This window comes from Sphingopyxis sp. OPL5 (genome assembly GCF_003797775.2).
Taxonomy (GTDB): domain Bacteria; phylum Pseudomonadota; class Alphaproteobacteria; order Sphingomonadales; family Sphingomonadaceae; genus Sphingopyxis.
Genome location: NZ_CP060725.1, coordinates 3647369 through 3671840, shown reverse-complemented (window position 1 = coordinate 3671840; position 24472 = coordinate 3647369). Strand labels below are relative to the sequence as shown.

Sequence of the window (24472 nt, the reverse complement as noted above, 5' to 3'; positions counted from 1 at the left end):
AGAACATCGCGCCATGCGCTCCTTCAAACTCCGTTCGCCCGAGCGAAGTCGAGACACCCATCGGTCGTAAGCGTCCGTGGGGCATCTCGACTTCGCTCGACACGAACGGGAATCGGGGTTCGCGTCATGTCATTTCCCTTCGCCATCATCGGCTTCGATCTCGACGGCACATTGGTCGATACTGCGGGCGACCTCACCGCCGGGGTCAATCATGCGCTCAGCCTTGCCGCGCGCGCGCCGCTGACCGTCGAGCAGGTGCGGCCGATGATCGGGCTGGGCGGGCGGCATATGCTCGAACAGGGGCTGCGCGCGACCGGCGGGGTTCCGGGCGGCGATTTCGAGCGGCTGTTCCGCGAATTTCTGCGCCATTATGAGGCGAATATCGCGGTGCACAGCCACCCCTTCCCCGGTCTGATCGAGGCGCTCGACGCACTCGACGCGCTGGGCGTGAAGACCGCGGTGGTGACCAACAAGACCGAACGCCTCGCACGCTTGCTGCTCGGCGACCTCGGGCTCGCCGATCGTTTCGCGACGATCATCGGCGGCGACACGCTGGGGCGCGAGAATGCCAAGCCCTCCCCCGCCCCGATCCACGAAATGATCGCGCGCTGCGGCGGCGGTCGCACCGCCTTCGTCGGCGACAGCATCTATGACATGGAGGCCGCCAACGCCGCCGGGGTGACGAGCATCGCGGTGCGGTTCGGCTTTCCGAACCAGCCGGTCGAAACGCTTGGCGCCGACCATATTATCGATCATTACAACGCATTACTGCCTTTGTTGCGCGAGTTGGGGGATTCGCATGTCCAATCAGATATGGGACGAAGAGATTGAGCCGCCGGCGCCCAATCAGTGGGTGCGGCTGGGCGGAGTGCTCGCGGCCGCGGCGCTGATCGCGGCCATCGTGGGGATGCGGCCGTCGCAGGTCTCACCGACCGGCGTGCTCGGGTACAGCCTGATGCAGACGGTGCTGCTTTCGGCGACCCTCTATTTCACCTGGATGCGCGATGGCCCGACCTGGCGTCCGATCGCGACCGCGGCCGGCCTGTTCGTCGTCATCATGCTGGTCAATCTGGACAAGGCCGACCGGCATGCCGTGGCCGTCAAGGCCGATATGGCGACCTTCGGCAAGCTGTATTTCGACGCCGGCGGCAGGCTGGTGGCGCCCCCCGACCCGTCGAGCCACGGTCCCTTTTCGCGAGCGACGATCAAGCTCGCGAAGGAAACCGAAAAGCTCAACGACGAATATATGCTTCAGCTGGACCAGTCCGGCATGCTGGCGCTGTTCGATGCCAACCGGATTCGCGTCAATCCCGACATGGTCAAGAATTGCGGCGCGATCATCGCGGTCAAGTCGGACATCCCGAAATATAAGGCGCGGCACCTTGCCCTGATCGAAAAGGGGCGGCGCGATTTCGAAGACGTCGATGCGGAATCGGAGATGGTGGAGGCGGTTCTGCGCGGCATGGATAGCCGAATGCCGCAGGCGCGATCGGACATCGAGCGAAGCTGGGACCTCAACAGCCAGCAGATCGAAGCCGCCCATGCCGCATGCGAGGTGCTGGCGCGCGGCAACTGGCATGCCCAGGGCACGGTCTTCGCCTTCACCTCGCGAAGCGACATGGCCGCATTCGACCGCCACAGCGACCGGCTCAACGCCCTTTCCGAGCAGCTCGAGACGATCGCGGACGCCGGACGACAACGGATGCGGGCCGCGCAAAAGGAGATGGCGCGCGGTCTCAAATAGCCGCGCGGCCCTTGCGCCATTTCGTCCACAAATGCCGCGCCAGCATCAGCGGCGGCATGCGCAGCCAGTGCGAGCGGATGTAGAAGATCTGTTGCAGCAGCGGATCGGTCGCGCGGCCCCAATCGTCGCGTGCAAGCAGGCGGCGCTGGTATCGCTCGTCGCCAGGCTTGATCCGGTTCCAGCCCGACGGCAGCTGCGCGCCGTAAAGGTCGCGCGCCAGCCGCGCGGCGCGGTGGACCGGCTTTTCCAGCCCGTGCACCTCCGCCCGCGCGTCGAGCTTGCCCCAGAAACCGCGATCGGCGGCGGCGAATTCGGCGGTCAGCCTATGGAAATCCCACAGGTTGCGCAGTCCGCCCTGCAGGTCGCCGTCGGCGAGCATATGCGCGGCGCAGTGGCAGGCCATGTCGGCGGGGTTGAGCACGCGAAATCCGCCCGGCGTCCGTATCGCATCGCCGACCAATGCCAGCGCATCGGGCGTAATCCGGTGCGTGCGCGGCAGGATCGTGTGGTGGACGTCGATCATCCGGTCGCGGTCCTTGTGGATCAGCGGCGGCAACTCGTGCATATGGTCGCGGTAATAGGCGTCGTCATAGTCGTCCTGTTTCAGCCATTCCCATCCGTCGATCAGCGCCAGATTCTCGGCGCGGCCAAGGTCGTGCCAGGGCACGAGGATGTCGAGGTCGCCGATCTGGCGCCCCGCTGCACAGGCAAGGTCCGCCGCCGCATAGGCGGTGCCCTTGAGCAGCACGAACTCGACCCCTGCCGGGTCGAGCGAACGGCGCGCCATTTCGGCCTCCCACAGCGCCTGCGCCTGCGCGACGGCAGCGGCGGCGCGCTGGTCGGCGAACAGCGCGGCGACCGAGGGCGGCAGCGCCGCCTCCTCGAGCCGGCAGGCGAGCGTCGCCAGCAGCGCCTCGGCGCGCGCGACGCTGACCACCCCGTCCCAGTCGCGCGGGGCCAGCGAGGCGGCGTCGCGCCGCCCCGCGAGCAGGTCGACGAGCGCTTCCACCGCGCTCATCGCACCGCCTCCGTCCATAATTGCTCGACGATCGCCATGCCGCTCGCGCTGTCGGGATAGCCGATGGTGAAGGCCGGCGTCTCGCGCACCAGCCGGGTCATCGCGGCGAACCCCGCCTCGCCCAGCGCGACATAGTTGGTCGAGGCCTCGGTCAGCCGGACAAAGGCCTCGCCCTCGCCGATGCGCTCGATCGAAGGCGCACCGCCGAAGCGGGGGAAGAGAAGCAGCGCCGGGCGCACCGGTTCGTGCATCGCGGCGATCGCGTCGGCGCGCGGGATCAGGTGGCGGATATCGCCCTTTGGCGTGCCCGCGAGCAGCGGGCCGAGCCGCGCCGCATCGACCCGCGCTTCGACCTCGGCGATCGCCTCGTTCTTCAGGCTGACCGCACGCGGAAAGGCGAGCGCGTCACCGCTCTGCGGATCGATCAGTATGAACTCGTCGCCCATCAGCCGCCAGTCGCCCCCACCCTCCTTCTCACCGAGCAGCGCCGCGAGGGTCGATTTGCCCGACCCCGACTCGCCCGACAGGATCACCGCGCGGCCGTCCTTCGCGACCGCGCTGGCATGGAGCAACATGTGCCGCCGCCAGCCAAGCGCGACCTGCAGGTTCATCCCCATTTCGGCGGCGAGCAAGCCCATCGACAGCGGCAGCGGCAGCGCGTCGGGGACGATATAATCGCCGCCGATATGCACCGACGGGCGCAGCCAGCGCCGCCAGGGCCGCGCCGCGAACAACCGCACCGTCGCGTCGGCGGGGCGGGCATCGTCGCGGGGATAGCCGGCATAGAGGGTCTTCAACGCGGCGATCGGTGCGGCCCAGTCGCTGCCGATACGGAACTGGACCGGGCCGACGGCGATGCGCGTGCAGTGCCTCACGCCGGTTCGACCAGCCCCATCGCCGCCAGTTCAGCCAGCCGTGCGGCGAGGATCGCGGTGGCATCGCCTTCGCCGTCGAGGTCGAAGCGGTCGGCGAGCCGCGCGGCGAGCGTCGCGGCGTTGCACGGGCTGCTGGCCAATGCGGTCAATATCTCGGGCATCGGCGCCACGACGAGGTGCGTCTGCATCGACCGCCGGTCGAAGATCGCGGTCAGTTCGCCCAATGGTTCGACCCGCAGCACCCCCGCCTCCGCTGCGCGATACCGGCGATCAGCCATAATCTTCGGCGGCGGCGGTCAGCTTGGCGAGGATCGCAAGCAGGGTCGCGCGCTCGGCGGCGCTGATGTTCGATTCGAGCCGCGCCTCGCTCGCCAGCGCGGCGGGAACGATCGCGTTGTAAAGCTCGCGCCCGGTCGCGGTGAGGTCGAGGTGATGCGATCGTCCATCGGCCTCATGCGCCTGGCGGCCGATCAACTGGCGGTCGGCAAGCGCCTTGGCGGCACGGTTGACGGTGACCTTGTCCATGCGCGTCGCCTGCACCAGCTCGCGCTGGGTCTTGGGCGCCCCCTCGCCGAGTACCGCCATCAGTCGCCATTCGGGGATCTTGAGCCCGAAGCGGTTCTGATATTCGGCGGCGATCCGTTCCGACAGCGCGTTCGACGCGATCGAAAGGCGATAGGGCAGGAAATTGTCGAGGTTGAGGTTCTTTGCGGCCATGTCCCCGTTCTTATCGACAATCCCGGCGCTGTGAAGGCCGCAATTGCGCCAAATTCCTAGAAAGACGCGCGCGCACCGACCCAGAGCGTGCGCGGCGTCGCGCGTTCGACGACGCCCGACGCGGAGATCGCGGCGGGCACCAGTTCGTCGAACAGATTCTCGCCGCGTGCCTCGATGCTGACCGCCTTGTTCAGGCGCCAGGACAATCCGGCGTCGAGCGTCAGCGCGTCGCCCAGCACCAACAGCCCACGGTCATCCTCATTCTGCTTGCCGATATAGCGCAGCGTCGCGAAGCCGCCGAACGGCCCGTCGTCGTTGCTGCGCAACGACACGCTGCCGCCATGTTTCGCGATCTGCGCCGGGCGGCGACCGTCGAGCGTCGACGCCATGCCCGAGGCGTCGACCTTGGCATCGGTAAAGGCATAGGTCGCGCGCAAGGTCGCGGGGCCGATCCGCTGTTCGGCGCTGACCTCGATGCCCTTGCTGTCGATGGCGTCGAGATTCTGGCGCTGGTTGAGGTTCGGGGCGAGGGTGACATTGGCGATGGCGTTCGACAGATGGTTGGCGAAGAGGGTCGCCGACAGCTTCGTGCCGTCGCTCGCCCAGTCGACCCCGACCTCACCGCCCCACAGACGTTCGGGTTCGAGCATCTCGTTCGCGGTCGTCACCTCGGCACCGACGCGGAACGGACGGTAGAGTTCGTTGAGCGTCGGCAGCCGCCAGCCGCGATAGGCCGCGGCGCGCAGCGACAGCGCGTCGGAGGTCCAGCGCACCCCGGCGCGGCCGCTGCCTTCCCAGCCCTGCCGCGCCGCGAAGCGCAGGTTGGTGATCGTCGAACCGCCGATATTGCGTTCGAGCCGATAGCCCTCGCCGAGCCACCAGTGATCGACACGGCCGCTGAGCGTCCAGAGCAGCCCGTCGCCGGCATCGCCCGCGCTCCATTCGGCGAAGGCGCCGACGGTATCGCTGCTGCCGCCGGCGATCCGGTGGCGGCCCGGCGTGACGCCGCTGAAGAAGAAATCCTCTTCGGTCCGCCCGGTGGTGCGGCGCCAGTCGGTGCCGATGCGCAGCGGGTTGTCGCCGCTGATCGCCGGCCGCAGCTCGAAGCGCGCGCCGAGGCCGGTCGCGGGCACGCGCTGGAAGAGCGCAGGGGCGACGCTGTTGCGACCCGCCGCGACGCTGGCAAAGCCGCTGTCGAAATCGCGGACCTCGACATAGGCGAGTGCGAGCCATTGCGCCGCGCCCGCGGGATCGTGGACGACGCGCAGGCTGGCATCGACGCCGTCGGTCTTGCTCGTCGTGAAATCGGTGCCGCGGTCGCGCCGGTCCGAAAAGCCGCGCAGGCTCGCCTCGATCCGGCTGTCGTCGCCCGCGTCGAAGCGCAGGCGCAGGCCGAGCCCGCCCTGTTCGTATGGCGCTGCACGATCGACCGCGCCGCGCTGGCCGCTGGCTACCGGCACGAACCCGTCGCCGCGGCTGTAGCGGCCATCGACCGCGACCTGACCGTTGCCCAGATTGCCCCCGACGCTCGCTGATGCGTCCCAGCTGTCGCGGCTGCCATAGGCCGCGCTCGCGGTGACGCCGTCGGTCATCGTCGAATAGAGGCCGATCGTCCCCGCGAGCGCGCCCGGGCCGTCGGCGCCGCTGCCGCCACCGCGCGCGATGACGATGCCGCCGAGGTTGATCGCGTCATAAGCGCTCCACGGCACCCAGCCACCGAAGGGATCAGCCTGCGGCACCCCGTCGAGCGTCACCAGCGCGCGCGACGACGCGTTGCCGCCGAGCCCGCGCAGCGTCACGCCCTGGCTGGTCGGATGGGCGCTGCGGCCGTCGCTGCGGCGGAACTGGACGATGCCGGCTTCGTCGCGGAGGCGGTTCTCGATGCGCGTGCCGAAGCCGGGTTGGAGGTCGCGGAGGACAGCGGTCGTCTGCACCGAGTCACCGCCCGATGGCCGCAGCGATCCAGCGCCGGTGACGACGATCTCCTCCGCCGGAATCGGAGCCGTCATTTGAAGGACGACTGCCGTATCGCTGTCATCGACCGCTTCCTGCCCCATCGCCGCCGCCGGCATCGCCAGCAGCGCCACCCCCGTCAGCAGCCGGATCATACGGGCTTGACCGCGTCGGGATGGGCCTTCTGAAACGCTTCGAGTTCCATGCAGGCAGCGTCGATCTCGGTCAGCCGCGGGAATGCGTCGAGCGGCACCTCGAAGCGCCGCGCGTTGTACATCTGCGGCACCAAACAGCAGTCGGCGATGCTCGGCGTGGCGCCGCCAAGGTACGTCCCCTCGCCCGCCATGGCTTCCAAAGCTTCAAACCCCTGCGCGATCCAGGTGGCGATCCAGCGGTCCTTGGTCGTCTCGTTGAGGCCGAGGTCGCGGGTCAGATATTTGAGCACGCGCAGGTTGTTGAGCGGGTGGATGTCGCTCGCCACCACCTGCGCCTGCGCCAGCGCGACCGCGCGCGGCATCGCCTCTTCGGGGATCAGCCGCGGCTCGGGGAAGGCGCGGTCGAGCCAGTCGATGATCGCCAGGCTCTGGATGATCGTCTCGCCATCGGCGATCAGCAGCGGTACAAAACCCTGCGCGTTGAGTTCAAGATAGGCGTCGCTGCGCTGCTCGCCCGCGATCAGGCTGACCTCGACGCGCTCGTAAGCGAGCCCTTTCAGTTTGAGCGCGATGCGGACGCGATAGCTCGCCGAGGAGCGGAAATAATCGTGGAGGACGAGCTTTGTCATGGCGCGTCTAATGCGATGCTTTCGGCATCTCCGCAATCCACTGCCGCAGCAGGGCCGCGCCCTCCTTGTGCACCGTCGAGCGCCCGACCTCGGGCATCGCGATGCCGGCGTCGGTGCTTTCGAGGCGATAGATCATATAGCTGTGGTCGGGATCGCCCGGCGCGATCGCGAAATCCATGCCGCCGCTGCCGCGTCCCGCCGCGGTCGGGCGTTTGCCGATGCCGTAATTGACCGTCGTCGGATCGTCGGTCCAGCGCAGGAACAGCCCGCTGTTCGACGCGCTGCCAGCCGGATTGTGGCAATGCGCGCAATTGACGTCGAGATAGGCGCGCGCGCGGTCCGCGACGCTGCCCGATTTGGGGTCGTCCCATTGCGGCATCACCGGTTTCAGCGCCGCAGGCTTGTCGAAGGTGATACCACGCCAATAGTCGGTCGCGCCCGCTGGCAGCACAAAATTCCGCGCCTTGGGTCCGATCGGCACGATCTCGCCCGACAGGCTGTGGCATTCCTTGCACTGGTTCTTGTTCGGCACCGCGTAGCGGATGTCATGTGTTTCGCCGTCGGGACTCTTGAAGCTTACCGCCACGCGGCGCCCGCCCAGCGCCAGCGTCGCATCCTTGCCGTCGGCATCCCAGATATAGGGGAGCGCGACCCAGCCTTCGGCGCGATGGATCAGCAGCCGCGTCTCGACCGGGCGTCCGCCATTGACGTCGGGCCAGCCAAAGCTTTTGACGATGATGCTGCCGACCGGAAAAGCGATGCCGCCATCGGCGGCGACAGAGGCTTTCCGGCCTTTCGGAATCCAGAACATCCGGTGCTTCTCGGTATAGTCCGAGAACAGCGCGGTGCGCAGCGTATAGGGCGTCAACGATTCGAGCGGCTGCGACGAGTCCGGCCAGAACAGCCGGAACGCCGACAATTTGGGCGGCAGGACGCTGCCCTCGATCACCGACTGATCGGGTTCGGGCACCGGGACGACGACCGCCGAACTGCCACTCGCGCACAGCAATGCCGCCGCCAGCGCGGCGAAAACGCGCTTCACTTGACCTTCGCCTCCATCGCTTCGGGCAGCGTGATCCCCGGCAGTGCCGCGGGCGGCGTGCCCTTCGACAGGTCGGCGGGCGCGGGCTTCGCCTGGTCGCGCGGCGTTGCGACGTCGGGCAGGTTCAGCGACAGCACCCCGACCTTGTCGAGCACGATCACATCCTCGCCCGCGCCGTCCCACAGGACGGGCGGGATTGCGCCGCCGAAGGCCGCCGCGATCTGCGTCCCGCCGTCGAACGCCGGGGCATAGCCCGCCTTGCCATGCACATTGTCGCGCACGACGATCTGACGCGGCAGCGGCTGGTATTTCGGGTCCTTATGCTCGTAGCGATAACCGACGATCATGACGTTCGCGGTGCCGTTCTGATCGAAGTCGTTGTCGAAAATCTCGACATGGCGGTTCGCCATGATCAGCACCCCGGTTCCGGTCGGAACGCTCGCGACGATATTACCCTTCGGCGCGAAATTGGGCGTGCTGTTGTCGTTCACGTCATTGTCGAACACGCGGACATTGTGCCCGCCCTGCATCGGCAGGCTGGGCAGGTCGAACACCAATATACCGCCGGTGTTCTTCGTTGCGATATTGTCGTGGACGTCGGCGTCGTAGCTGTTTTCGATCTCGATCCCCGCGACATTCTCGGTCGCGATCGAATCGCGGACGACGATATTCTTCGACTGGCCGACATAGATGCCCGCGTCAGACGCGCCGCGGACGTAGACGCTGTCGATCAGTACATCGCTGCTTTCGACCGGATAGATGCCATAGGCGCCGTTGGTTTCCTTTGGTCCCGCGGTCCATTCGACGCGCAGCTTGTGATAGACGATGCGGTCGGCGCCCTTCGACTTGATCCCGTCGCCCTTGCTGTTGAGTACAGCAAAATTGGTAAGAAAAACATCGTCGCTGGTGACCAGCAGCCCCTCGCCCGCGCCCTGCTGGCCCGTGAAGTCGAGGATCGATCCGCCCTCGCCCGTCCCCGCGCCGCGGATCGTGACGTTCGCCACGTCGAGCGACAGGCCATCGGTCAGATGCCAAGTTCCCGCGCCGAGTTCGACGACATCGCCGGGCTGCGCAACGATCAGCGCTTCCTGGAGTTTCTCGTTCGCGTCGGCGGCGCCCGCTTCGATCTTGATCGTCCTGGCCTGTGTCGGCACCGCGACCATCAGCGCGGCAACCAGCGGCAAGGCCAAATAATGGAATCGCATCAGACTCTCCCTTGTTTTTTGCCAGCATGGTGCAAGACTGCGCGTATGCCAAGCCATGTTGCTGACATGGATGTAGCTAGGGTCAGGGTCGCAACCCCGCCCGCACCGGGGAGAAGAAATTGAAGCATCTTATCATCGCGGCGACCGCCGTGTTCGTCGCCGCATCGCCGGCGTCGGCGGTTGCGCCGCAATCGATTACCGGCCGCTGGGCCACCGACGACGGCAAGGCGATCGTCGACATCTATGCCTGCGGCGCCAAGCTGTGCGGCAAGGTCCACAAATTGCTGATCGCCCAGCCCGCCGGCGGCCAGCGCGACGAACGCAATCCCGACAAGGCGAAGCGCGCGCGCCAGGTATCGGGTCTGCAAATCTACTGGGACCTCGCCGCCGACGGCAATGCGTGGAAGGGCCAAGGCTACAGCCCCGAGGACGGCCGCTATTATAAGGCACATCTCACCGCGAAGGGCGGCAAGATGACGATGAAGGGCTGCGTCAGCGTCTTTTGCAGGACGGTGACCTGGACGAAGATGGGGTGAAGACTGATCCTCCCTGCGCCGAAGGCGTGGGGAGGTGGCAGCGCGAAGCGCTGACGGAGGGGCCGACGCCGTCAGGCGTCGGTGCGGCGCCGCGGCCCCTCCACCATTCGCTTCGCGAACGGTCCCCCTCCCCATGGCTTCGCCACAGGGAGGATTATCGGCGTCAATCCGCCTTGGTGGGAAAAACGCCCTGCTGGGCGCTCGCGCGCACCATATTTTCGGTGCCAGGCGCCGGCGGTCCGGGCAGTTCGAACGGCACCGGCGCCGGCGGCGGCAGGCTCAGCTTGTCGGCGAACAGCAACCGCCCCGGCCCCAGCTTGTAGAGGATCATCGGCAACAATTCCTCGCCGAACACGAAACAGCCCTCGCTCCGTCCCAGCTTGCCCTGCGTCGCGATCAGCGACGGTTCGGCATACCAGGCGCCATGGACGACGATCGCGCGCTGATCGGCATTGTTGTTGTCGGGCTCAAGTCCCGCGAGGCGCATCGACGACCCGTTGCTGCCCCAATAATAATCGCTGGTCCGGTATGCCCCGCGCGAGGTCGCCAGCGACCCGACGCGGTTCGAAAAGCTCTTGAGCCAGCCGTCGTGTTGCGGGTCGGAGCCGCGGCCATGGGTGACCGGAAACATGTCGACCTTGCCCGCGACCATATCGACCAGCGCGAAGCGCGCGCGCGACGACGGCAGGCCGAAATCGACGATTCCGACACGGTCGGTTTGCGAAATATTTCGGCCCTGCGTCGCCAACTGGCGTTTCGCCACAGCGAGATAGTCGACCGGTGGCTGCGCCGCCACCGGTTGCTGAATCCAGCTCGGCATCGTCTGCGCGCGCAGCGCCGTCGCGGCGAAAGCGCCTGCGCCCGCCACCGCGGCCAGCATCGATCGGCGATCGATCATTTTTGTCACGTGCAACCCAACCCCGTCTGCCGCCTCTGGCGATCCCTCGTCCGGGTATTAGCCGCAGCTTGGCTTGCAAAGGCAAGCGGCATTGCGTTCGTCATGCCGCCAGTTGTGGCATAATCGCCATGAACGGCGGGTTTACACCGCAACCCCTGCCGCGATAGAGCCTAGGCCATGAAAGCAACCATCTGGCACAACCCCGCCTGCGGCACCTCGCGCAAGACGCTCGCGATCCTGCAAGAGACGCCCGGCGTCGACCTCACCGTCGTCGAATATCTCAAGACGCCCTATGAGGCCGACAAGCTGCGCCAGCTGTTCGAAGCCGCCAACATCAGCGCCCGCGACGCGCTGCGCCTGCGCGGCACCGACGCGCAGGAGCGCGGGGTCGCCGACTGGAGCGAAGACGCGATCATCGCCGCGATGGCGGCGAACCCGGCCTATGTCGAACGGCCCTTCGTCGAGACCGATAAGGGGGTTCGGCTGTGCCGACCGATGGACAAGGTGCACGAGATTCTCTGATCGGTTTCGACCGCTTGGGGGTGGGAAGCGGACGCCTATGTCACCGTCATCCCGGGCTTGACCCGGGACCCGCATTTCTTCTTTCGCTGCCGGTTCAAAGACAAGGCAGGCCCCGGGTCAAGCCCGGGGTGACGGGAATGGAGCGACAGCAACCGCTCGATTTATGCCGTTCCGATCCAATCGGCGTCGAACGACGGACAAGCGGTGGAATCCGAACCAACCGGTTTTGGACGAAACGATGCGGCGGCAGATGTCGGGCCGGAAAGCGAGGCAAGAAAATCGCTCGCGGCGGACAACCCTTGCGACCACGATGGGTCAATGACTTTGACACTGAACCCCATTATCGTTCATGCGTCGGCCCCGGAAGCGACTGCCGACAGCGAAGGAAAAGGGAAAACAATGGCCGCGCCATTTTCAATGGACGAGCGACGCGAGCACTTCGCTTATTGCGTCCAACTATTTGGTGGCACCACGGCTTTCTCGCGGCGTCTTGGCATCGACGAGCGGGCCATCCGCCGTTTTATCAACGGCGAGCGGCCTCTTGGTGCCGGACTTCTGGAGGACACCGCAAAGGCACTACGCCTGCTCATCGCGGAGGCAACCACGGCCGAAGAACAGATCGCTGCCACATTGCGCTTTCCACCGACCGATCCGTCATAATTTGCCCCATCAGACCCGTCGCGATTAGCGTTCGATGGCGGAGGGTCAGGACCGGGGGACGGAAAATGGTCGGCTGAGCTGCTGAAATTGGTCGAAAGCCGACCAAAGGACGCTTCCCGCTGGACAGAATCGCGACCCTGCCGCTACCCGCGCGCCATGGGTATCACCGCAACAATCATGAACACCGCCACCGGCCAGCCGATCCAGAAGATGAGCTTTGGCCGCATGCCGAAACCATGGGCCAGCTTCACGCTCGAAACCGGCGAACTGGTCACCGCCGAGCGCATCGACGTCGGCAAGCCCGCGCCGGGCAAATTCGTCGCCCCGGTCAGCGTCTGGGTGACGGTCAAGCCGAAGGGCTGATAGCGCCTATTTCTTGTCCCACGGCGACGACGTGTCGCCGGACGCAGCCCCACCGCCCCCGCCACATGGCGTCAGCACCGCGGGCGCGGGTTCGCGCAGCGTGAACACGCCGTCGTTGACGATCTCGATCGCGCCCGACGCCGACTTGCGCTGCATCACCGTGATGCAATAATCGCTGTGGTTCGGCCAGATCGCGTCGAACTGCGCCGACGGCACCGCGATATCGGTGCTTTCGCCGGCCTGATACGGGTCGATCTCGAACGAATCGCGCCGTCCCTTGCGGCCATGGCTCGCATATTTGATCGGATAGCTGGCGGGCTCCCAGGCGGCGGAGGAAAAGCCGAACTCGGTCCAGTCGCTGATCCGCCAGGCCGCTTCCCCGCCGGTGAAGCCCGTGAGGAACGGGAGGAACAGCACGATCAATATCTTCTTGGCGATCCCCATCGGCTCGTGCGGCCGCGTGATGACGAACAGCGCAAAGGGTATGCCGAGGACAAAACCGATCAGCCGCATCGCGTTGAGGAAGGTCCCGTTGATCGGCGTGATCAACGAAGTCCCCGAAAACAGCGCCTCGATGCACAGCAGCGCCAGCAGTCCGCCCATTATGATGGCAGCAAGGCGCAACGCCGAAATGCGGTTGGCCGGTTCGTCGGCCTCGAAGGCATAGGGTGGTGCCCGCTCGGTCACCGGCTCCCCGGCAGACGCGCCCATCAACGCGCTGCGCCGCCGTCCGAAACCCCCGCCCGTCAGATTGTCGCGACTGTCCATGGCCATGCCCCCTCTGACGGCACAGCTATACGGCAAGCCTTGATATCGCGTTACTTATCCCGCCCCAATCCGTCCGCCCGCGATGCGGAAGCGCGTCACCGGCCCCGGCATATCCGCGAACAGCGCCGCCTCGGTACCGGTCAGCCACGCCTGCCCGCCCTGCCCCGCCAGTCGCTCGTAGAGCGCCGCACGGCGCATCGGGTCGAGATGCGCGGCGACCTCGTCGAGCAGCAGCACCGGGCGCTGGCCGCGCGCGCGCGCGACGCAATCGCTGTGCGCGAGGACGAGCGAGAGTAGCATCGCCTTCTGCTCGCCGGTCGAGCAGCGCGCCGCGCTGCGCCCCGTCGCGGCGTGGACCGCCATCAGGTCGTCGCGATGCGGCCCGGCGGTCGCGCGGCCCGCTGCCGCGTCGATACGCCGCCGTCCGGCGAACAACGCCCTCAGCGCCTCCGCCGTCCACGGCGCCCCGCGCTGTGCGCCCTCGCTGTCGACCAGCGTCAGCAGCGGGCGCGCGAAGGGCGCGTCGGGCTGCTGCGCCAGTTCGACCGACAACCCCGCGAGTGTCCTCTGCCGCGCCGCGTCCATCGCCGCGCCATGGTCGGCGAGTTGCGCCTCGAGGCTGGTCAGCCATTGCAGGTCGGCGCCCGCGAAGTCGGCGAGCAATTTTCCTCGCGCCCGCAGCGCCGCCTCGTAGCGATTGCCGTGCTGGGCGTGGCGTGGGTCGAGCGCGAGGACGAGCCGGTCGAGGAAGCGCCGCCGGTTGCCCGCGGTCTCGACGAACAGCCGGTCCATCGCCGGGGTCAGCCACAGCACCGCGAGCCAGTCGCCGAGCGCCGTCGCCGCCGCCGCCGCGCCGTTGACCCGCACGATCCGCCGACCGGGATGCACGGGCTCGATCCCGGTGCCCAGCGCGACCGGCGCCAGATCATCGCCCGCCTGCACCTCGGCGAAGACCGCGAAGCCTCCGCTGGCGCCGTCGCGCACCATGTCGGACAGCGCCGCGCGCCGCAGCCCGCGCCCCGGCGCGAGCAGCGAGACGGCCTCCAGGATATTGGTCTTGCCCGCACCATTGTCGCCGTGCAGCGCGACGAGGCCGGGCCCGGCCGCCATTTCCGCCGCGGCATGATTGCGAAAATCGGTGAGCGAGAGGCGGGCGAGCGTCATTGCGCCGTCGTCCTAGGGGATTTGGCGCGGCGAAGGAACGCCCTGTTTCTCCCCTCCCGCTTGCGGGAGGGGTCGGGGGAGGGCCTGCCTTTTGAACACGGCGTAAGAAACACGCCCTCCCCTAGCCCCTCCCGCAAGCGGGAGGGGAACTAGCCCCCTTAGCCCATGTTAGAATTTTCCGTTCATTGGGAATTAATCCCGTTAGGGAGGATTTTTCCCGTTGAAACAATCGATCAAAATCCGAAAAACCGCAGTTAACCGCCAATGAATGAAATTGGCACGCCTCCTGCATTACCCTTGGCATCTGCCGGAAGGTCCGGCGGGATGAAAAAAGGAAGGACAAAATCATGGCCCATTTCAACGCAGACTCGCTTCGCAGCTACGCCGTCGCCGCTTTCGCTTCGGTCTATTGCTCCGCGATGCTCTTCATGGTCGCCGTCGGTCAGACGGGTGCACATGTCGGTCAGTTGGTCGCTTGACCAACTGACCCGCCGCCACCGAAAAACGCCGGCCCGATGGCCGGGATGGAAAGGAAAGAAATGACACAGGGTTTTCGCAAGAATCGTCGCGATGGGATGGTCTTCGGCGTCTGCGCCGGCATGGCCGACCGCTTCGGCTTCGACGTCTTGTGGACGCGCGTCGCCTTTGTCGCGCTGACTTTGCTGGGCTTCGGCCTGCCGCTGCTGCTGTACGTCACCGTCGCGATCCTCGCGCCGTAGAGCCAGCACCGGGCCGGCCGCCTTTCAGGCGCAGTCGCACCGGCCCGCACATTCCCACAGATCAAAGGCTCGCCGGTCTATCCCCCGGCGGGCCTTTTCATTTGGGTCGGATCGAGAAATTATACGGCAGGTACAGGAACACCTCGGTCGGGCTGGCCTGCGCCCAGGCAAGCTGCTCGTTGAGCCCGGTGACCTCGACGCCATAGTCGGGACCGAAGGCCGCCGCGGTCTTCAGCCCCTCGGCCGCGACCAGCCTGACGATCTCGGTCCGATACTGGTCGGGATTCTTGATCGTCAGCGTGATGCCGCCGCGCTTCTCGATCAGCGCACGACCGTTCGCGGGCACGCCCTTGACGAACGTATCGATCCGCTCCTGCGCGCTGCCGACCGAACCCGCGAGCCCCGCCTTGACGAACAGTCCGATCTCGCTGGTGTCAGGCCGTCCGCCGCGCTGGAAGGCCAGGCCTTTATAGTTTGTCAGTGTCACCTTGGTCAGTTCGAAATCGCCGGTGACCAGTTCGACGCCGGCACTCTCGGCGCGGCGGATCGCGGCCTCCAGCATCGCGTGGATCTCGCGCTTGCGGACATCCTCCTCGCGCGAGTCCGAGGTGAATTGCACCCGCTGGATCGCACTGTCGGCGGTGCGGCGCAGGCCCACCACCGGCTGCACATCGGCAAGATAGCCCGCCGAGGCGCGCTGCGCGGTGACCACCACCTCGCCCTGGATATTGCTGTTGTCCTGCGCGGCGACGCCACCGCCGCCCGCCGCCAGCGCGAGAACCGCCGCCAGTCCGATCCTGCCGATGCTCATGATACCCTCCTTCGCCGCAGATGTGCGTTCCGTGGACGGCGTATCAGGCAATGGCCTGCCCGGCCATGAACGAAAAAGGACCCGCCGGTTTCCCGGCGAGTCCTTGTTTCTTGTCGCAAGCCGTGTGGCCGAGGAGCTTACTCCTCGCCCTCACCTTCGGGACGGTCGATCACCGCGACATCGTCGGTGGTGAAGTCCTCGCCCTGCACCTTGCCCAGCGGATCGTCGCCGATCGCCGCTTCAGGGCCCTGCGCCAGTTCGGCGGCATGCTCTGCGGCGGCGGTCGCCGGTGCGATCAGGTCTACCTGATTCGCGGCGCGCATCGCGGCGCGCAGCGCGGCATCCTTCGACGAGGCCGTCACGCGGACGCGGTTCATGGCAGCACCGGTACCCGCCGGGATGAGGCGGCCGACGATGACATTTTCCTTGAGCCCGATCAGCGAGTCGACCTTGCCCTGCACCGACGCTTCGGTCAGCACGCGGGTCGTTTCCTGGAACGATGCCGCCGAAACGAAGCTGCGGGTCTGCAGCGACGCCTTGGTGATGCCCAGCAGGACCGGGCGACCTTCGGCCTTGCGGCCATTCTTCGGCAGCTTGGCGTTATATTCCATCATCTCCAGATAATCGAGCTGCTCGCCCGGCAGCAGCGTGGTGTCGCCGCCTTCGGTGATCTCGACCTTCTGCAGCATCTGGCGAACGATCACCTCGATGTGCTTGTCGTTGATCTTCACGCCCTGCAGTCGATAGACTTCCTGGATTTCGGCGACGAGATATTCGGCCAGTGCCTCGACACCCATGACGTCGAGGATGTCGTGCGGGTTCGGCGAACCGCTGATCAGCGCATCGCCGCGCTTGACCTGGTCGCCTTCCTGCACTTCGAGGACCTTCGACTTGGGGATCAGATACTCGATCGGATCGCCTTCTTCCGGAACGATCGCGATCTTGCGCTTCGCCTTGTAATCCTTGACGAATTCAATGCGACCGCTGATCTTCGCGATGACGCTGTTGTCCTTCGGAATGCGCGCTTCGAACAGCTCGGCAACACGCGGCAGACCGCCGGTGATGTCGCGCGTCTTCGACGCCTCGCGGCTGACACGCGCCAGCACGTCGCCCGCCTGCACTTCCTGGCCGTCCTCGACCGACAGCATCGTGCCGACCGCGAGCAGATAGCGCGCGGCCTCGCCCGACTGGTCGTCGAGCAGGGTCAGGCGCGGCTGGAGGTCTTCCTTCTTCGACCGGCCCGCCGAGCGATATTCGATCACGACGCGCTGGGCGATGCCCGTCGCTTCGTCGACCTGTTCGATCAGGGTCTTGGTATCTTCCAGATCCTGATACTTCACGACGCCCTGCTTTTCGGTGATCAGCGGCATGGTGAACGGATCCCATTCGGCAATCCGCTCGCCCTTCTTCACCTTGTCGCCATCCTTGAGCAGGATGTGCGCGCCATAGGGCAGCTTGTGCGACGCGCGTTCGCGGCCTTCGCTGTCGATCACCGCGACTTCGCCCGAACGCGCCAGCGCCAGGCGGCGGCCACGCTGGTCGACGATCGTCGGCATGTCGCGATATTCGATCGTGCCGTCTGAGATCGATTCGGCGTTCGACTGCTCGTTGACCTGCGCCGCGCCACCGATGTGGAAGGTACGCATGGTCAGCTGGGTGCCGGGTTCACCGATCGACTGGGCGGCGATGACGCCGACCGCTTCACCGATGTTCACCGGGGTCCCGCGCGCGAGGTCACGACCATAGCATTTGCCGCAAACGCCCAGCGTCGCTTCGCAGACCAGCGGCGAACGGATCTTCACCGACTGGACTTCGGCGTCTTCGATCCGCTGCGTCGTCGGCTCGTCGAGCAGGGTGCCGACGGGCGCCAGCACATTGCCGTCCTTGTCGAGCACATCTTCCAACGTGGTACGGCCCAGGATGCGCTCGCCCAGCGAGGCGATCGTCGAACCGCCCTGGATGATCGCGCGCATTTCCATGCCGCGTTCGGTGCCGCAATCTTCCTCGATGACAACGCAATCCTGCGACACGTCGACCAGACGGCGGGTCAAATAACCCGAGTTCGCCGTCTTAAGCGCCGTATCCGCGAGGCCCTTGCGGGCGCCGTGGGTCGAGTTGAAATATTCAAGGACGGTCAGGCCTTCCTTGAAGTTCGAGATGATCGGCGTTTCGATGATCTCACCCGACGGCTTGGCCATCAGGCCGCGCATGCCGGCGAGCTGTTTCATCTGCGCCTGCGAACCACGAGCACCCGAGTGCGCCATCATATAGATGGAGTTGATCGGGGCCAGACGACCCGTTTTCGGATCCTTCGGTTCGGCGCGGATTTCGTCCATCATCGCGTTCGCGACCTTGTCGCCGCACTGCGACCAGGCGTCGATCGCCTTGTTGTACTTTTCCTGCTGCGTGATCAGGCCGTCCTGATACTGCTGCTCGAAATCCTTCACCAACGCACGGGTTTCGTCGACCATGCCTTCCTTCGACGCCGGGATGATCATGTCATCCTTGCCGAAGGAGATGCCGGCCTTGAACGCGTTGCGGAAGCCCAGCGCCATGATGGCGTCGGCGAACAACACGGTCTCTTTCTGGCCGGTGTGACGATAGACCTGATCGATCACGTCGCCGATTTCCTTCTTGGTCAGAAGGCGGTTGACGACGTCGAAGGGCACGGTGTGCGACTTCGGCAGGCATTCGCCGATCAGCATGCGGCCCGGGGTCGTCTCGAAGCGGCGCAGATATTCATTGCCCTTCTCGTCGGTCTGCGGGACGCGGCTGATGACCTTGGTGTGTAGCGTCACGGCACCGGTGAACAGCGCCTGATGCACTTCGGCCATGTCGGCGAGCAGCATGCCTTCGCCGGGTTCGCCCGCGCGTTCCATCGACAGATAATAGAGACCCAGCACCATGTCCTGCGACGGAACGATGATCGGCTTGCCGTTCGCGGGGCTCAGGATGTTGTTGGTCGACATCATCAGCACGCGCGCTTCCAGCTGGGCTTCCAGCGAGAGCGGTACGTGAACGGCCATCTGGTCACCGTCGAAGTCGGCGTTGAACGCAGCGCAGACCAGCGGGTGAAGCTGGATCGCCTTGCCCTCGATCAGCACGGGCTCGAAGGCCTGAATGCCGAGGCGGTGAAGCGTCGGGGCGCGGTTCAGCAGGACCGGATGCTCGCGAATGACTTCGTCGAGGATGTCCCAGACTTCCTTGCGTTCCTTTTCGACCCACTTCTTCGCCTGCTTCAGGGTCATCGAGAGACCCTTGGCGTCGAGGCGCGCGTAGATGAACGGCTTGAACAGCTCGAGCGCCATCTTCTTCGGCAGGCCGCACTGGTGCAGCTTGAGTTCGGGACCGGTCACGATGACCGAGCGGCCCGAATAGTCGACGCGCTTGCCGAGCAGGTTCTGACGGAAGCGGCCCTGCTTGCCCTTGAGCATGTCGGACAGCGACTTCAGCGGACGCTTGTTGGCGCCGGTGATCGTGCGACCGCGGCGGCCGTTGTCGAACAGCGCATCGACGGCTTCCTGCAGCATGCGCTTTTCGTTGCGGACGATGATGTCCGGCGCGCGCAGCTCCATCAGGCGCTTCAGGCGGTTGTTGCGGTTGATGACGCGGCGATACAGATCGTTGAGATCCGACGTCGCGAAGCGACCACCGTCGAGCGGCACCAGCGGGCGCAGTTCGGGCGGGATCACGGGAACGACTTCGAGGATCATCCATTCGGGGCGGTTGCCTGAATCGATGAACGATTCGACGACCTTCAGGCGCTTGATGATCTTCTTGGGCTTCAGCTCCGACTTGGTCGTCGCCAGATCTTCCATCAGATCGGCGCGTTCCTGTTCGAGATCGAGATTCTCGAGCAGGACGCGGATCGCCTCGGCGCCGATGCCGGCGCTGAACGCGTCTTCGCCATATTCATCCTGCGCGTCGAGCAGTTCGTCCTCGGTCAGCAGCTGGAACTTTTCCAGCGGCGTCAGGCCGGGTTCGAGGACGATATAGGCTTCGAAGTACAGGACGCGCTCGAGCTGCTTGAGCTGCATATCGAGCAGCAGGCCGATGCGCGACGGCAGCGACTTCAGGAACCAGATGTGCGCGACCGGCGCGGCGAGCTCGATATGGCCCATGCGCTCGCGGCGGACCTTGGTCACCGTGACTTCGACACCGCATTTTTCGCAGACGATGCCCTTGTATTTCATGCGCTTGTACTTGCCGCACAGGCACTCATAATCCTTGATCGGGCCAAAGATGCGCGCGCAGAACAGGCCGTCACGCTCGGGCTTGAACGTGCGGTAGTTGATGGTTTCGGGCTTCTTGATCTCGCCGAACGACCACGAACGGATCCGCTCGGGGCTCGCAATGCCGATCTTGATCATGTCGAAGGTTTCCGGCTTCGCGACCGGGTTCATGAAGTTGGTAAGCTGGTTCATATTCTAGCTCCACTCTTCCCCTCCCGCTTGGTGCGGGAGGGGCGAGGAAAAGATCTTATTCGGCGGCTTCGGGAAGGGCGTCGGGGCCTTCGTCGGGATCGGTCTCCGCATAGGAAGACAGTTCGACGTTGAGACCCAGCGAGCGCATTTCCTTGACGAGCACGTTGAAGCTTTCGGGAATGCCGGCCTCGAAGGTGTCGTCGCCCTTGACGATCGCTTCGTAAACCTTGGTGCGGCCGATCACGTCATCGGACTTCACCGTCAGCATTTCCTGGAGCGTGTAGGCGGCGCCATAAGCCTGGAGCGCCCACACTTCCATTTCCCCGAAGCGCTGGCCACCGAACTGCGCCTTACCGCCCAGCGGCTGCTGGGTAACAAGCGAGTAGGGCCCGATCGAACGCGCGTGGATCTTGTCGTCGACGAGGTGATGGAGCTTCAGGATATACATATATCCCACCGTCACCTTGCGGTCGAAGCGGTCGCCGGTGCGGCCGTCGTACAGATCGACCTGACCCGACCGGTCGAGACCGGCGCGTTCCAGCATCTCGGACACATCGCCTTCGCGCGCGCCGTCGAACACCGGGGTTGCAAAGGGCACACCCACCGAAAGATTGCCGGCAAGCTCGACGACCTCATCGGCGCTACGCGCCTTGATTTCGTCCGCATATTCATCGCCATAGGCCTGCAGAAGCGCTTCGCGCACCGCCTCGGGCGGAGCGCCCGCCTCGGGGTCGGGGTTCGCCATGCGCCAATCTTCGAGCGCCGCGGTGATCCGGCGACCAAAGCCGCGCGATGCCCAGCCGAGGTGCGTCTCCAGGATCTGCCCGACGTTCATGCGCGACGGCACGCCCAGCGGGTTGAGCACGAAGTCGACGTGCGTGCCATCTTCGAGGAACGGCATGTCCTCGATCGGCAGGATGCGGCTGATGATGCCCTTGTTGCCGTGACGGCCGGCCATCTTGTCGCCCGACTGCAGCTTGCGCTTCACCGCGACGAAGACCTTGACCATCTTGAGCACGCCCGGGGCGAGTTCGTCGCCGCGCTGCAGCTTTTCGACGCGATCTTCGTACTTCGCGCTGATCCGCTTGATCGCGTCGTCATACTGCGCCTTGATCGCTTCGAGGGCGGTCTGGGCATTGTCTTCGACGACCGCCAGCTTCCACCAATCGCCGCGGTCGAGTTCGACCAGCATGTCCTCGGTGACCACATCGCCCTTCTTCAGGCCCTTCGGCACCGCGCTGGTCGTCTGACCGATCAGCAGGTCCTTCAGGCTCGAGAAGGTCGCACGGTTGAGGATCGCGCGCTCGTCGTCGGCGTCCTGCTTCAGACGCTCGATTTCCTCGCGCTCGATCGCGATCGCGCGCTCGTCCTTGTCGATGCCATGGCGGTTGAAGACGCGGACTTCGACGACCGTACCCGACACGCCCGGCGGCAGGCGGAGCGAGGTGTCGCGCACGTCGCTGGCCTTTTCACCGAAGATCGCGCGCAGCAGCTTTTCTTCCGGCGTCATCGGCGATTCGCCCTTAGGGGTGATCTTGCCGGCCAGAATGTCGCCCGGGCCGACTTCGGCACCGATATAGACGATACCCGCTTCGTCGAGGTTGCGCAGCGCTTCCTCGCCGACGTTCGGGATGTCGCGCGTGATGTCTTCAGGGCCAAGGCGCGTGTCGCGCGCGGTGACTTCGAATTCCTCGATGTGGATCGAGGTGAAGACGTCGTCCTTCACGATGCGTTCGCTGATGAGGATACTATCCTCATAGTTATAGCCGTTCCACGGCATGAACGCGACGAGCACATTCTTGCCCAGCGCCAGTTCGCCCAGTTCGGTCGATGGACCGTCGGCGATGATGTCGCCCGTCTTGACCACTTCACCGACCTTCACCAGCGGACGCTGGTTGATGCAGGTGTTCTGGTTCGAACGCTGGAACTTCTGCAGGCGATAGATGTCGACGCCCGACTTGCCGGGTTCGACCATATCGGTCGCACGGATGACGATACGCGTCGCGTCGACCTGGTCGATGATGCCGCCGCGGCGGGCCGCGATGGCCGCGCCCGAATCGCGGGCAACGGTTTCTTCCATGCCGGTGCCGACGACGGGCGCTTCGGCCCGGATCAGCGGCACGGCCTGACGCTGCATGTTCGATCCCATCAGCGCGCGGTTGGCGTCATCGTTTTCCAGGAACGGAATGAGCGATGCCGCGACCGAAACGAGCTGTTTCGGCGACACGTCCATCAGCGTGATCTGCGCCTTGGGCGCCATCAGGAATTCGCCCGCTTCGCGTGCCGAGATCAGGTCCTCGACAAAGCTGCCGTCCTCGTGGAGATCGGCGTTCGCCTGCGCGACGGTGTGCTTCTGCTCTTCCATCGCCGACAGATAGACGACGTCGGTCGTGACCTTGCCGTCGATGATCTTGCGATAGGGGGTTTCGATGAAGCCATATTTGTTGACGCGCGCGAAGGTCGCGAGGCTGTTGATCAGACCAATGTTCGGGCCTTCCGGCGTTTCGATCGGGCAGATGCGGCCATAGTGCGTCGGGTGAACGTCGCGGACTTCGAAGCCCGCGCGCTCGCGCGTCAGACCGCCCGGCCCGAGCGCCGAAACGCGACGCTTATGCGTCACTTCGGACAGCGGGTTGGTCTGGTCCATAAACTGCGAAAGCTGCGACGAGCCGAAGAATTCGCGCACCGCGGCAACCGCGGGCTTCGCGTTGATCAGGTCGTTCGGCATCACGGTCGACACGTCGACCGAGCTCATGCGCTCCTTCACCGCGCGCTCCATGCGGAGCAGGCCGACGCGATACTGGTTTTCGAGCAGTTCGCCGACCGAGCGGACACGACGGTTACCGAGGTTGTCGATATCGTCGATTTCGCCCTTGCCGTCCTTCAGGTTCACCAGTTCCTTGACCACGGCGAGGATGTCCTCGCTGCGCAGCGTCGTCACCGTATCCTCGGCGTCGAGGCCGAGGCGCATGTTGAGCTTGACGCGGCCGACGGCCGACAGGTCGTAACGCTCGGCGTCGAAGAACAGGCCGCCGAACAGCGCTTCCGCGGTTTCGCGCGTCGGCGGTTCGCCGGGGCGCATCACGCGATAGATGTCCGAAAGCGCCTGGTCGCGGTCCTCGGCCTTGTCGACCTTCAGCGTGTTGCGGATCCAGGGGCCGGTGTTGTTGTGGTCGATGTCGAGCAGGACGAGCTTGTCGATGCCCGCGCCGTCGATCTTCTCGAGATTCTCGGCCGACACTTCGTCGCCGGCTTCGATGTAGATCTCGCCGGTGGCTTCGTTGATCAGGTCATAGGCCGAGTAACGGCCGAAGATTTCCTCGGTCGGGATCAGCAGCGTGTCGAGACCGTCCTTCGCCGCCTTGTTGGCGAGGCGCGGGCTGATCTTGTGGCCGGCGGCGAAGACGACTTCGCCGGTCTTGGCGTCGACGACGTCGAACGCGGGCTTCGACCCGCGCCAGTTTTCGACCATGAACGGCACGCGCCAGCCATTTTCGGCGCGCTCGAAGACGAGGCGGTCATAGAAGTCGTTGAGGATTTCCTCGCCCGTCATGCCCAGCGCATAGAGCAGGCTGGTGACCGGCAGCTTGCGCTTGCGGTCGATACGGACGTTGACGATGTCCTTGGCGTCGAATTCGAAGTCGAGCCACGACCCGCGATACGGGATCACGCGCGCGGCGAACAGGAACTTGCCCGACGAGTGGGTCTTGCCGCGGTCGTGATCGAACAGCACACCCGGCGAACGGTGCATCTGCGACACGATGACGCGCTCGGTGCCGTTGACGAAGAAGGTGCCGTTCTCGGTCATGAGCGGCATGTCGCCCATGTAGACGTCCTGCTCCTTGATATCGAGGACCGAACGGGTGTCGGTTTCGCTGTCGACTTCAAAGACGATCAGGCGCAGCGTGACCTTCATCGGCGCCGCATAGGTGATGCCGCGCTGGCGACATTCGTCGACGTCGTATTTCGGCGCCTCGAGTTCGTAGTGGACGAAGTCGAGCTCGGCGGTGCCGGCGAAATCGCGGATCGGAAAAACGCTGCGCAGCGTCTTTTCGAGGCCCGAAACATAACCCGTCGACGGATCCGAGCGCAGGAACTGCTCATAGGATTCGCGCTGCACCTCGATGAGGTTGGGCATTTCCACCGCTTCGTGGATGTTGCCGAACAGCTTACGGATTCGCTTGCTTGCGGTTGCTTCGAGGGCCTTGCCCACCGACTTCGCCTTGGTCGCCATAAGTGATTGTCTCGCCTTGATAAAATAACTCGTGG

22 protein-coding genes are annotated in these 24472 nt (G+C 65.4%); 8 read left to right on the top strand and 14 right to left on the bottom strand.

The window, feature by feature from the left end; all coding sequences use genetic code 11:
* Positions 1–126 precede the first annotated feature (126 nt).
* On the top strand, positions 127–831 hold the full coding sequence (locus tag EEB18_RS17675) for an HAD-IA family hydrolase (RefSeq protein WP_187139753.1): 705 nt from the start codon (positions 127–129) through the stop codon (positions 829–831).
* Complete coding sequence (locus tag EEB18_RS17670) at positions 800–1744, top strand: hypothetical protein (RefSeq protein WP_187139752.1); 945 nt, start codon at positions 800–802, stop codon at positions 1742–1744. Before EEB18_RS17675 ends, EEB18_RS17670 begins: the two co-directional genes overlap by 32 nt.
* Here EEB18_RS17670 and EEB18_RS17665 read toward each other — a convergent pair.
* From EEB18_RS17665 to EEB18_RS17630, 8 genes are read right to left on the bottom strand one after another with little or no spacing between them, the layout of a single operon-like run.
* Complete coding sequence (locus EEB18_RS17665; protein ID WP_187139751.1) at positions 1737–2762, bottom strand: nucleotidyltransferase family protein; 1026 nt, start codon at positions 2760–2762, stop codon at positions 1737–1739. The two genes, EEB18_RS17670 and EEB18_RS17665, sit on opposite strands and share 8 nt — an antisense overlap.
* Positions 2759–3637: an HprK-related kinase A gene (locus EEB18_RS17660; protein ID WP_187139750.1), complete on the bottom strand. Its 879-nt coding sequence runs from the start codon at positions 3635–3637 to the stop codon at positions 2759–2761. Before EEB18_RS17660 ends, EEB18_RS17665 begins: the two co-directional genes overlap by 4 nt.
* Positions 3634–3915, bottom strand: a complete 282-nt coding sequence (locus EEB18_RS17655; RefSeq protein WP_187139749.1) for an HPr-rel-A system PqqD family peptide chaperone — start codon at positions 3913–3915, stop codon at positions 3634–3636. Before EEB18_RS17655 ends, EEB18_RS17660 begins: the two co-directional genes overlap by 4 nt.
* A complete protein-coding gene (locus EEB18_RS17650; protein WP_187139748.1) occupies positions 3908–4354 on the bottom strand; it encodes a MarR family winged helix-turn-helix transcriptional regulator in 447 nt (148 codons plus the stop codon). The genes EEB18_RS17655 and EEB18_RS17650 overlap by 8 nt, the downstream gene beginning before the upstream one ends.
* 56 nt (positions 4355–4410) lie before the next feature.
* Positions 4411–6462 (bottom strand): TonB-dependent receptor, encoded by a 2052-nt coding sequence (locus EEB18_RS17645; RefSeq protein ID WP_187139747.1) that lies wholly within the window; start codon positions 6460–6462, stop codon positions 4411–4413.
* The gene (gene maiA, locus EEB18_RS17640; RefSeq protein WP_187139746.1) at positions 6459–7091 is read right to left on the bottom strand and encodes a maleylacetoacetate isomerase; all 633 of its coding nucleotides are present in this window, start codon (positions 7089–7091) and stop codon (positions 6459–6461) included. The genes EEB18_RS17645 and maiA overlap by 4 nt, the downstream gene beginning before the upstream one ends.
* Before the next feature lie 7 nt (positions 7092–7098).
* On the bottom strand, positions 7099–8133 hold the full coding sequence (locus EEB18_RS17635; RefSeq protein ID WP_187139745.1) for an SO2930 family diheme c-type cytochrome: 1035 nt from the start codon (positions 8131–8133) through the stop codon (positions 7099–7101).
* Entirely contained in the window at positions 8130–9338 is a 1209-nt protein-coding gene (locus EEB18_RS17630) for a parallel beta-helix domain-containing protein (RefSeq protein ID WP_187139744.1), read from the bottom strand. The genes EEB18_RS17635 and EEB18_RS17630 overlap by 4 nt, the downstream gene beginning before the upstream one ends.
* A gap of 119 nt (positions 9339–9457) precedes the next feature.
* Here EEB18_RS17630 and EEB18_RS17625 point away from each other — a divergent pair, with 119 nt between their 5' ends.
* A complete protein-coding gene (locus EEB18_RS17625; protein WP_056350890.1) occupies positions 9458–9874 on the top strand; it encodes a DUF2147 domain-containing protein in 417 nt (138 codons plus the stop codon).
* A 163-nt stretch (positions 9875–10037) separates the two neighbouring features.
* Here the strand turns inward: EEB18_RS17625 and EEB18_RS17620 are convergent, their stop codons facing one another.
* Positions 10038–10772, bottom strand: coding sequence for a murein L,D-transpeptidase catalytic domain family protein (locus tag EEB18_RS17620; protein WP_262407987.1), 735 nt, complete (start codon positions 10770–10772; stop codon positions 10038–10040).
* 177 nt (positions 10773–10949) lie between these two features.
* Between EEB18_RS17620 and EEB18_RS17615 the strand changes: the two genes are divergently transcribed.
* From EEB18_RS17615 to EEB18_RS17605, 3 genes are all read left to right on the top strand, one after another.
* Positions 10950–11294 (top strand): arsenate reductase family protein, encoded by a 345-nt coding sequence (locus EEB18_RS17615; protein WP_187138892.1) that lies wholly within the window; start codon positions 10950–10952, stop codon positions 11292–11294.
* 204 nt (positions 11295–11498) lie between these two features.
* Positions 11499–11954 carry a helix-turn-helix domain-containing protein gene (locus EEB18_RS22780; RefSeq protein ID WP_262407986.1) on the top strand — a complete coding sequence of 152 codons (456 nt, stop codon included), beginning with the start codon at positions 11499–11501 and terminating at the stop codon, positions 11952–11954.
* 156 nt (positions 11955–12110) lie between these two features.
* Entirely contained in the window at positions 12111–12317 is a 207-nt protein-coding gene (locus EEB18_RS17605) for a hypothetical protein (protein ID WP_082545055.1), read from the top strand.
* 6 nt (positions 12318–12323) lie between these two features.
* Here EEB18_RS17605 and EEB18_RS17600 read toward each other — a convergent pair whose 3' ends face one another.
* Together EEB18_RS17600 and recF are read right to left on the bottom strand one after the other, a co-directional pair.
* Entirely contained in the window at positions 12324–13085 is a 762-nt protein-coding gene (locus tag EEB18_RS17600) for a hypothetical protein (protein ID WP_187138893.1), read from the bottom strand.
* A 54-nt stretch (positions 13086–13139) separates the two neighbouring features.
* On the bottom strand, positions 13140–14249 hold the full coding sequence (gene recF, locus EEB18_RS17595) for a DNA replication/repair protein RecF (RefSeq protein WP_187138894.1): 1110 nt from the start codon (positions 14247–14249) through the stop codon (positions 13140–13142).
* A gap of 347 nt (positions 14250–14596) precedes the next feature.
* On the opposite strand from recF, the gene EEB18_RS22775 reads away from it, so the two are divergent.
* Together EEB18_RS22775 and EEB18_RS17590 are read left to right on the top strand one after the other, a co-directional pair.
* Positions 14597–14728 carry a hypothetical protein gene (locus EEB18_RS22775; RefSeq protein ID WP_262407985.1) on the top strand — a complete coding sequence of 44 codons (132 nt, stop codon included), beginning with the start codon at positions 14597–14599 and terminating at the stop codon, positions 14726–14728.
* A gap of 60 nt (positions 14729–14788) precedes the next feature.
* Positions 14789–14968 (top strand): PspC domain-containing protein, encoded by a 180-nt coding sequence (locus EEB18_RS17590; protein ID WP_056348315.1) that lies wholly within the window; start codon positions 14789–14791, stop codon positions 14966–14968.
* Positions 14969–15065: 97 nt separating this feature from the next.
* Here EEB18_RS17590 and EEB18_RS17585 read toward each other — a convergent pair whose 3' ends face one another.
* The 3 genes from EEB18_RS17585 to rpoB all read right to left on the bottom strand — a co-directional run bounded on the left by EEB18_RS17585 (position 15066) and on the right by rpoB (position 24437).
* The gene (locus EEB18_RS17585) at positions 15066–15779 is read right to left on the bottom strand and encodes a TonB-dependent receptor (protein ID WP_187138895.1); all 714 of its coding nucleotides are present in this window, start codon (positions 15777–15779) and stop codon (positions 15066–15068) included.
* 137 nt (positions 15780–15916) lie between these two features.
* Positions 15917–20203: a DNA-directed RNA polymerase subunit beta' gene (gene rpoC, locus EEB18_RS17580; RefSeq protein ID WP_187138896.1), complete on the bottom strand. Its 4287-nt coding sequence runs from the start codon at positions 20201–20203 to the stop codon at positions 15917–15919.
* A gap of 55 nt (positions 20204–20258) precedes the next feature.
* Complete coding sequence (gene rpoB / locus EEB18_RS17575) at positions 20259–24437, bottom strand: DNA-directed RNA polymerase subunit beta (RefSeq protein WP_056348324.1); 4179 nt, start codon at positions 24435–24437, stop codon at positions 20259–20261.
* Positions 24438–24472 lie beyond the last annotated feature (35 nt).